Origin of the sequence: Selenomonas sp. (genome assembly GCF_052169755.1) — a bacterium.
Lineage (GTDB): Bacteria > Bacillota > Negativicutes > Selenomonadales > Selenomonadaceae > Selenomonas.
This window is the reverse complement of the sequence record NZ_JBQNBV010000089.1, coordinates 1-8,731: the sequence shown is the minus strand read 5'-3', so window position 1 is coordinate 8,731 and position 8,731 is coordinate 1. Positions and strand designations below refer to the sequence as shown.

At 60.5% G+C, this 8,731-nt stretch carries 7 protein-coding genes and 1 pseudogene; all 8 read left to right on the top strand.

Annotated elements, in window-relative coordinates; all coding sequences use genetic code 11:
• Positions 1-354: pseudogene (locus ACTTKG_RS07275) on the top strand (sulfatase-like hydrolase/transferase); the annotation flags it as partial.
• Between the two features lie 19 nt (positions 355-373).
• Entirely contained in the window at positions 374-1,897 is a 1,524-nt protein-coding gene (locus ACTTKG_RS07270; protein ID WP_442673570.1) for a glycosyltransferase, read from the top strand.
• A 4-nt stretch (positions 1,898-1,901) separates the two neighbouring features.
• Complete coding sequence (rfbH, locus tag ACTTKG_RS07265) at positions 1,902-3,242, top strand: lipopolysaccharide biosynthesis protein RfbH (RefSeq protein ID WP_442673569.1); 1,341 nt, start codon at positions 1,902-1,904, stop codon at positions 3,240-3,242.
• A 14-nt stretch (positions 3,243-3,256) separates the two neighbouring features.
• Positions 3,257-4,558, top strand: a complete 1,302-nt coding sequence (locus ACTTKG_RS07260; RefSeq protein ID WP_442673568.1) for a glycosyltransferase family 9 protein — start codon at positions 3,257-3,259, stop codon at positions 4,556-4,558.
• 73 nt (positions 4,559-4,631) lie between these two features.
• Positions 4,632-5,441 carry a hypothetical protein gene (locus tag ACTTKG_RS07255; protein WP_442673567.1) on the top strand — a complete coding sequence of 270 codons (810 nt, stop codon included), beginning with the start codon at positions 4,632-4,634 and terminating at the stop codon, positions 5,439-5,441.
• Positions 5,438-6,112: a glycosyltransferase family protein gene (locus ACTTKG_RS07250; RefSeq protein ID WP_442673566.1), complete on the top strand. Its 675-nt coding sequence runs from the start codon at positions 5,438-5,440 to the stop codon at positions 6,110-6,112. Before ACTTKG_RS07255 ends, ACTTKG_RS07250 begins: the two co-directional genes overlap by 4 nt.
• Positions 6,113-6,134: 22 nt before the next feature.
• On the top strand, positions 6,135-7,223 hold the full coding sequence (gene rfbG / locus ACTTKG_RS07245) for a CDP-glucose 4,6-dehydratase (protein ID WP_442673571.1): 1,089 nt from the start codon (positions 6,135-6,137) through the stop codon (positions 7,221-7,223).
• Positions 7,220-8,578, top strand: a complete 1,359-nt coding sequence (gene fliB / locus ACTTKG_RS07240; RefSeq protein WP_442673565.1) for a flagellin lysine-N-methylase — start codon at positions 7,220-7,222, stop codon at positions 8,576-8,578. The genes rfbG and fliB overlap by 4 nt, the downstream gene beginning before the upstream one ends.
• Positions 8,579-8,731 lie beyond the last annotated feature (153 nt).

Here is an 8,731-nt window from a genome sequence, read left to right as displayed (position 1 = left end):
CCCGCGCATCTCGACGGCAATTTGCCGAAAGCTCTGGGCGGCAGGGAGCGCGATCATGTCGTCAGCAATTCGATCTTCCCCGGACAGACGTATAAACTCTGCATTCGCACGGCGGAGCATGAGTTTCGGCTCGAATCGCAAGAGGCGGTCGACGAGGACGGCGGCGTCGATCTGCGTGAGCCGAAGATGCAGATTTTCTCGCGCACGGACATGTCGCAGGAAGTGGAAGATGCGGTGCTTTTGGCGCATTTTTTGGCGATCGCGCGGGCGCATACGGCGTCGTTTGATACGCGCGGCGAGGTTTGGAAGGAAAAACGTGCGCTGCGAAAGTCGTGGTACGGTCTGAGCGAATGAAAGGACGGAGCGTGCATGGATGAATAAGGAAAAGAGAGAGCAGGGACAGGAGATGCAGGAAACGGAGCCGCTGCACGTCATGCAGGACGCGAAGAAGATCGCCGTCATTGTCGCGCGTCAAGGCGCGGCTCTTCCCGCAGAACTTTTGATGTCGCTGCGCCTTTTGGAGCAGCCCGCAGGCTTCACGATGGAGCTTGTCGAGGTCGAGGGCAAGGCGGGCATGGCGGCGGCTTACGGGCAGGCGATGGAAGCGAGCGCGGCGAAGTATAAGGTCTATCTCGACGAGCGTGTGCGCATCTTGGAGCCGCGCCTTTTGGTGCGCATCATTGACCTCTTTGAAAAGCACGCCGATCTCGGCATCCTCGGCATCTCCGGCACGAAGCTTCTGCCGCCCGACGGCATCGCGTTTCACTCCACGCGGCGCATCGGCTCCCTGCGGCTTGCTGCGGAGGGGCGCACAGTATCCTGGGGCATGGTGCTCGGTGAAGCGGAGGACGTGCTCGCCGTCGACGGCTTCCTCATGGCGACGCAGATGGATGTGCCGTGGCGCGAGGATCTCTTCCGCGGGGCGGCGTTCTTCGATGCTGCGCAGTGCTTGGAGTTTCGTCGCCGCGGGCTGCGTTCGGCTGTACTGCGGTGCGACGAGCCGCTCGTGGAGTTTCTGGGCGACAGTTTTCCTGCCGATGAGGCAGGAAGGCAGGCTTTCCTTGCAGAGTATGCGACGGAGGCGCTGCCGCTCGTGAGCATCCTCATTCCGACGCATGAGCGGCCGGAGCTTTTCCGCTGCGCACTTGAGAGCGCACTCGCGCAGACGTATCGCCACATCGAGATCATCGTCAGCGACAACAGCGGCGATGACCGCACGGCGGAGCTGATGAAGGAGTATGCGGCGGACGAGCGCATTCACTACACGCACGATGCAGGACTTCCGCCTTTGAAGAACTGGCTGGCGCCGCTCGAAAGAGCACGCGGCGAATACTTCGCCTATCTCTTCGACGATGACCTCTATGCGCCCGAGAAGATCGAGCGCATGGCAGACGTGTTCAGTATGGAGGACGGCATCGCTTTCGTGACCTCGCACCGTCGCTCCATCGACGAGACGGGCGCCGTCGTCGCCGACCCCGCCGTTGATCCCCTGCCGGTCGAAGAGACGTCGCGTATTCCGGGCGAGATGGCGATCAACGGACTCTTGGAAAAGCAGGCGAACTTTATCGGCGAGTTCACGACCGTGCTCTTGCCGCGTGCGGCAAAGGAGACGGTGCGTGAGGTCCTGAGCGAAGAGCCGCCGACGGCGCTGCTCGATGTCGAGTGCTGGATGCGGCTATTGAAGAAGGGGGATCTCATCTATATCGTCGACACGCTGAGTTACTTCCGCAAACATGCGGATCAGTCGAGCAACGACCCTGCCGTTCACATCGCGTGTGCGCGGGAATGGGCGAAGCTTCTGCGTGCGCGTGCGTCGGAGGAAAGCGGTATGCGGCGCAAGAAGTTGTTTGAGCAGGCGGAACTTATTGAGACGGTTCTGCGCGCCCGAGGGAGATGACGAGATGAAAGAAAGAGAAAAGAAAAGGCAGGAGCTTCACGATAAGATCATCGCACTCGTGCGTGCGTATGCAGACGAGTATCATAGACCCGCCCCGTGGCAGCGCGGCGGGCGCATTCCCTACGCAGGGCGCGTCTACGACCACGAGGAAATCGAAGCTCTGACGGACAGTGCTTTGGAGTTTTGGCTGACGGCAGGACGCTATGCCGCAGCGTTCGAGAAAGAGCTTGCCTCTTTCCTCGGCACGCGCCATGCGCTCGCGGTGAACTCGGGTTCTGCGGCGAATCTCCTCGCCTTTATGGCGTTGACCTCGCCGCTTCTGGGCGATCGCGCCGTGCGTCCGGGCGATGAGATCATCACGGTTGCAGCAGGCTTCCCGACGACGGTTGCGCCGATCTTGCAGTACGGCGCCGTTCCCGTCTTTGTCGATGTGACGATTCCGCAGTACAACATCGACGTCACGCGGCTTGAAGAAGCCCTGTCGCCCAAGACCCGCGCCGTCATGCTCGCGCATACGCTCGGCAACCCCTTTGACCTGCGGACAGTCAAGGATTTCTGTGAGCGGCACGGGCTGTGGCTCATCGAGGACAACTGCGACGCGCTCGGCTCTCGCTATGCGCTCGACGGCGAGCAGCGCTGTACGGGCACGATCGGCGACATCGGCACGTCGAGCTTTTATCCGCCGCACCACATGACGATGGGCGAGGGCGGCGCTGTCTACACGCGCGATCCGCTGCTTTTTCGCATCCTGCGTTCGCTGCGCGACTGGGGGCGCGACTGCGTATGCCCGCCGGGAGAGGACGGCTTCTGCGGTCATCGCTTCGACGGGCAGTACGGCGAACTGCCGAAAGGCTATGACCACAAGTACGTTTACTCGCACTTCGGCTACAACCTCAAGGTCACGGATATGCAGGCGGCAGTCGGCTGTGCGCAGCTCAAAAAGCTGCCATCCTTCATCGAAAAGCGGCGGCGCAACTTCGCGCATCTCAAAGCGGCGCTTTGCAGCGTCGCAGATAAGCTGATCCTGCCCGAGCCGTGTCCGCACAGTGAACCGAGCTGGTTTGGCTTCCTTCTGACCTGCCGCGAGGGAGTCGAAAGAGAGCCGATCGTTCGCGCCTTGGAAGCGCATGGCATACAGACGCGGATGCTTTTCGCGGGCAACCTCGTCAAGCATCCGTGCTTTGATTCCCTGCGCGAAGCCCGAAGCGGCTACCGCATCGTCGGCGAGCTTACGGAGACCGACCGCATCATGAACGACACCTTCTGGCTCGGCGTCTACCCGGGCATGACGGATGCGCAGCTCGACTATATGGCGGAGGTTCTGCAAGAAGCCGTGAAGATGTAAGAGGAGGGCGCTTTATGGAGAACATTCTCGCAGCGTTTCGCACCTTCGGCGCATCCCTTTTTATGCAGGCGCCGTTTCCGGCGCAGGAATTTATGCAAGTGATGGAGCCTGCTTTTGCGGAGGCCGGATATCGCACGCCGCGCACCGTTGGCGAGAAAACAGAAATTCTTGTCATCATGGATGCAGGAGTCGGCGATTTCATCTGCTTTTCCGGCGTTTTGCGAGAAATTCGCCGTCTCTATCCGCAGGCGGCTGTCACCCTCGTCATCTTCCCGCCCGCCTTTAAGCTCGCCGAACAGTGTCCGTACATCGACTTCCTGCTCGGCAACGAACATTTGCCCGTGCTGCGCCCTCTGCCGGAGCTTTTTTCGGCGCATACCGACTATGCGACGGAGCATCTCCTGCGGCAGCGCTTCGACCTCGCCTTTGTATTCGGTCATTATCCGAGCGCCTATTTGCTCGCCTACATGACGGGCGCGAAGGAACGCATCGGTCATCCGGGAGATTTCTCCGAGGGCGGGCTTTCGCTCGGGGACTGCGCCGCGCTTTTGACGCGCCCCTTGAAAGAGCCGATGCGCCCGCTGCACATGGTTGAGCGCTGCTTCGATCAGCTCGATCAGCTCCTTGGTGCGCCTGTGGCAGATCGCTCGCTGGAACTTTGGCTGACGAAAGAGGACATCGCGGGTGTGCGCGAAAAGCTCGCGCGGCTTGGCGCGCCGCTCGTGCAGCGCAAGTTCTTCGCCATAGGGCTGGGCGGCAGCACGCGGCGCAAACATTGGCCTCCATCCGCTTATGGCGCATTCCTTCGGCTCTTGTTGGCGGAGGAGCCGACGGCGTTTTTTCTGCTCTTAGGCGGCAAGGATGATGCGGCGGAGGCGGCAGAGGCGGCGCGTATGCTCGGTGCGGCGCACGCGCTGGCGCTTGCAGGCGCGCTTGACTTCCGTGAGACGGCTTCTGCCGTCACGCTTTGCTCGGCGTATATCGGCAACGATACGAGCCTGATGCACATGGCGGCGGTCATTGGGCTGCCCGTGCTGGAGATCTGCTGCTATGGCGCCGATTTGCCGCTCGATGAAAAAGCGGTTCTCACATGTCACTACCCCTACCGGACGGCATCGGTCATTGTGCAGCCCGCACGGGCATTGGCGGACTGCAGGACGGAGCCGCGAGACCCCTACGGCTGCAAACACATGGATGAAGCGCACTGCATCGCCGCGATCGAGCCGCGTACGGTGCTGGACGCATATCATTTGCTGCAGCAGCAGGTGAAGAAGGGCAGTCGTGCGCCGATCTGCGTCTTTGAGGAAGGGATGTGACGATCATACGGCGCGGCGCCGAACCGTGTAATGGTTCAGGGACGCCGAAATAAGCGGACGTGGAGGCGATACGATGTTGGATATACCTTTCAATGAAGCCGTCTATACAGAAATGGCGAAGTTCTTCCAAGAGCGGACTTCCCAAGACGCCCTGCTCTTTGGCATGACGATGCCGTGGGAAGAGCGGTTTCGCCAGGATTTTTCAGACGTCGCGTTCGAAACGGCAGGGAAGAAACAGGAGATGCCGGAGACTTGGCGGGAGCGTTTTTCCATGATCGTGCTTGCGCCCGGCATCGAAGAACTGTCTGAGCCGGAATGTCTGCTGGAATTTCTGCAAACCTTTCTCACATCCGATGGCAGTGTCCTCGTACCTTTTCGCAATCCCTGCCATTGGAGTGTTTTTCAGTCGCATTTTGCGGGAGAATTGCGCTACGGCGCAAATCCTCTGCTGCAGGGGCAGGGACGGCTGTTCTCTTTTGAGGAGATCGTGCGCCTTGCGAAACTTGCCCATTATGAAGGTCTCACCGCGCGTATGCTCCTAGAGGAAGGCGAGCCGGAGCTGCTCCGACTGCTTAGGGAATGCGGCGTGGGAAACGAGAAAAGAGCTCTGGAAGTCTCTTGGTGGATCCTTCGTCTGACGGTGATCCCCCTGCATATCGTACGTCTCAAGGCGCGCTATACGGAAGAGGAACGCCGTCTTTTGGCGCGTCTTTTGCATCGCTTGGAGAACGGTATCGAAGAGATGGCGACCGTCGAGGCGCTGCGGCAGCTGCTTATTCGAAGCGGCATGGACGGCAAGTATCTGGAAGCCTTTGTCCGAAGCGTCGCGGCGGATGCGGCGGCGCTCTTTGACCGACTGAAGAAAGAGGGGCTGTTCGGATGAACGAGGACGCGAAGAAGATCGCCTTTATTTCCTGTGTAAACGACGAGGAGATGTACGCCGAGTGTGTGCGCTATCTGCGTCACTTGGATATGCCGCAGGGATTTTCGGCGGAAGTCGTACCCGTACGCGGCGCACCCTCGATGGCGGCGGGATACGAGGCGGCGCGCCGCGCATCTTCGGCGCTTTATAAAGTGTATATGCATCAGGATATCTTGCTGACGGAAAAAAGCATTCTTCGCCGCATGGTGGAGGTTTTTCATGCGAATCCCGCGGTTGGACTCATCGGTCTGGCGGGCTGCCGTCATATACCGGCGGACGGCGTATGGTGGGAATCGAAAGAGTGCTACGGATCTCTTTGGCATGTTCGCCATCCGGAAGCGATGGAATTGATGCAGAAGCGTCCTGTGCCTCACGTAGGCATTGAAGTGGATGCACTCGACGGGATCTTTCTGGCGACGCAGACGGACGTGCCGTGGCGCGAAGATCTGTTTGACGGCTGGCATTTTTACGACCTTTCGGCGTCGATGGAGTATCGGCGGCGAGGTCTGCGCCTCATGATACCGTATTTTGAAAAGCCGCCGTGCATCCACGAGACAGGCTGCAAGCGTCTCGATGACGCATGGGAAAAGACGCGGCAGATCTTTGTTGCCGAGTACGGCAGAGAATTGTGACGTGACGGAGGGATGAGCGTTGATGAAAAGAATGACGCGGCAGGATGATCTCGCCTTTTATCGCGGCAAGCGCGTGTTTGTCACGGGGCATACGGGATTCAAGGGAATATGGCTTTCGCGTATTCTGCTCGGCGCGGGGGCGCATCTTACAGGCTTTTCGCTTGCTTCGCCGACAGCGGAGGGAGCGCTTCTCTTTGAGAAGCTGCGCCTTGCTGCAAAGATGCGCTCGATTGCGGGTGATGTGCGCGATCTCGCCGCGCTGGAGCGTGCGTTTCGCGAGACGCGGCCCGAGATTGTGCTGCATCTCGCCGCGCAGCCGCTCGTGCGCGAGAGCTACCGCACGCCCGTCGATACGTATGCCGTGAACGTCATGGGCACGGCGCACATCTTAGAGTGCGTCAGAAAGAGCGATACGGTTATCTCCGTTCTCAACGTGACGACGGACAAGGTTTATGAAAATAAGGAATGGGTGTGGGGCTATCGTGAGGACGAGCGGCTCATGGGCTTCGACCCGTACTCGAACAGCAAGAGCTGTGCGGAACTCGTGACGGCGAGCTACCGCCAGAGCTTCTTCGCGGACGGCGGCGTGCGCATCTCGACGGCGCGCGCGGGCAACGTCATCGGCGGCGGCGACTTCTCGCCCGAGCGCATCGTGCCCGACTGCATCCGCGCGGCGAGCGAAGGACGCGCCGTCGTCCTTAGAAATCCCGCCTCGACGCGCCCCTATCAGCACGTATTGGAGCCTTTGTCCGCCTACCTTCGCATCGCGCATGTGCAGTGGCATGACGCCGCGTTTGCCGGAAGCTATAACGTCGGGCCGGAAGATGCCGACTGCGTGACGACGGGCGAACTTGCCGCGCTTTTTTGCCGCACATGGGGCGAGGGCGCGTCGTGGCGTGCCGAGAAAGAAGGCGGCGCACCGCATGAAGCGGGCTTCTTGAAGCTCGATTCCTCGCGCATCAAGGCGCGTCTCGGCTGGCAGCCGCGCTGGCATATCGAAGAGGCTGTCGCGCACACCGTCGCGTGGGCAAAAGCATGGCAGGCGGGCGAGGACGTCGCTGCGCGGATGACGGCGCAGATCGCCGCCTACTTCAAGGAGGCGGAAGCGTGAAACAAGCATGGGAAGATGCGGCGAAACGTGCGGCTCTGTGCGCGGGAAGCGGCGGCGCGGCGTCCGTCATCGACGTGCCTGCCGCCGCGCCGCGCATGTGCCTGCAGCCCGTCTACATGCACCGTTTCGCCTGCGACGGCAGACGCTGCGGCTCGCTCTGCTGCCGTGCGAAGTGGGGCGTTGCGCTCGATGCGGCGACATTGGCGCGCTATGAAGAAAAGCCGGAGCTTTTGCAGGAATTGAAAAGAGGGCTGGAACGCAGCGAAGCGACGGGCGGCTGGATCATGCGCCACGAGAACGAACGCTGCGTTTTTTTGCGTGCGGACGGGCTTTGCTCCTTGCATCGCCGCTTCGGCGTCGGCGCGATCTCCGACGTCTGCGCCGAGTACCCGCGCAAGATGCACCGTATCGGCGAGACGCTCGACCGCGCCCTGTGTCTGAGCTGTCCCGTGGCAGCGGAAGAAGTCTTGTTCGCCGAAGAGCCGATGGCACTTGAGTGGATCGAGATCGCTGCGCCGCGTCCCGCCTATGTAGACGACACGCCGCTCGGCGCACCGCTGTCGGCAGAATCCTTCCGCGCTTTGCAGATCGCAGGCATCGCGCTCTTAAAGGAGCGCCGCCTTACGCTCGATGCACGGCTCGCGGCGCTCGGGCTGCTGCTCGCACGCGCCGAAGCGTACGTCGAGCAAGGAGCGGCAGAAGCCTTGGCGAAAGATGCAGCGGCAATCGCCGAAGCTGCGGCAGGACAAGCGCAGGATCTTCTCGCTGCGAATCCCTTCGATGCGGCGCAGTATATGCACTTTTTCCTGCGCCTATTCCCCGCCCTGGCGCAGGCGACCGAGGACGATCTGCCCGAAACGACGGCATACCTGGCGATGATCCGCGCCGCCTTCGGTGAAGAATCTGCAGGAAAAGCGCAGGAAACCGCTGCGTCTTGTGCAAAAGAGGCGATCGACGCATTGTCAAAACGGCGCAGACGCTATAAGAAGCGCATCCTTGCCAAGCAGGCGCATGTCTTGGAAAACTGGCTCGTCAACGAATTTTTGCTCGGGCGATACCCCTTGACGGGCGGCACGAGCCTCTTGGCAAACTATGAAGTATTCGTCGTGCTTTACAAGATGCTCGAATTCATCCTGCTTGCTGATGCCGCGTTGGCTGAAAGCGCCCCGTATGCGCCGACTGCTTGGGAGAGCGCCGGACAAGACGCGCCGCTTCAAAAAAGCATCCTCGCCGCCGTCGCATGGCTCGCCGTGCGCACAAACCACTTCGAAGGCTTCATCGACGCACTGGCAGACGCGATCGCCCGCTTCCTTCCTGAAGACCGCCTGCTTCGTATACTTGACAGGGTTTCATGACATTTGACAAAGCGAGAAGCACTGCATATAATCGAGGTAAGAAGCAGAAATTTAACGTGCGTGTTCGGCAGAGAGGTGATGCGAATGGACGAACAGAAGGTGCGATACAAAGCGTACATCGATCGTTTGTGTCTGATGGATGACACATTTTTC

Coding starts and splice junctions, on each gene's coding strand:
- ACTTKG_RS07270 (WP_442673570.1), top strand. CDS start 374: ATGAATAAGGAAAAGAGAGAGCAGGGACAGGAGATGCAGGAAACGGAG.
- rfbH (WP_442673569.1), top strand. CDS start 1,902: ATGAAAGAAAGAGAAAAGAAAAGGCAGGAGCTTCACGATAAGATCATC.
- ACTTKG_RS07260 (WP_442673568.1), top strand. CDS start 3,257: ATGGAGAACATTCTCGCAGCGTTTCGCACCTTCGGCGCATCCCTTTTT.
- ACTTKG_RS07255 (WP_442673567.1), top strand. CDS start 4,632: ATGTTGGATATACCTTTCAATGAAGCCGTCTATACAGAAATGGCGAAG.
- ACTTKG_RS07250 (WP_442673566.1), top strand. CDS start 5,438: ATGAACGAGGACGCGAAGAAGATCGCCTTTATTTCCTGTGTAAACGAC.
- rfbG (WP_442673571.1), top strand. CDS start 6,135: ATGAAAAGAATGACGCGGCAGGATGATCTCGCCTTTTATCGCGGCAAG.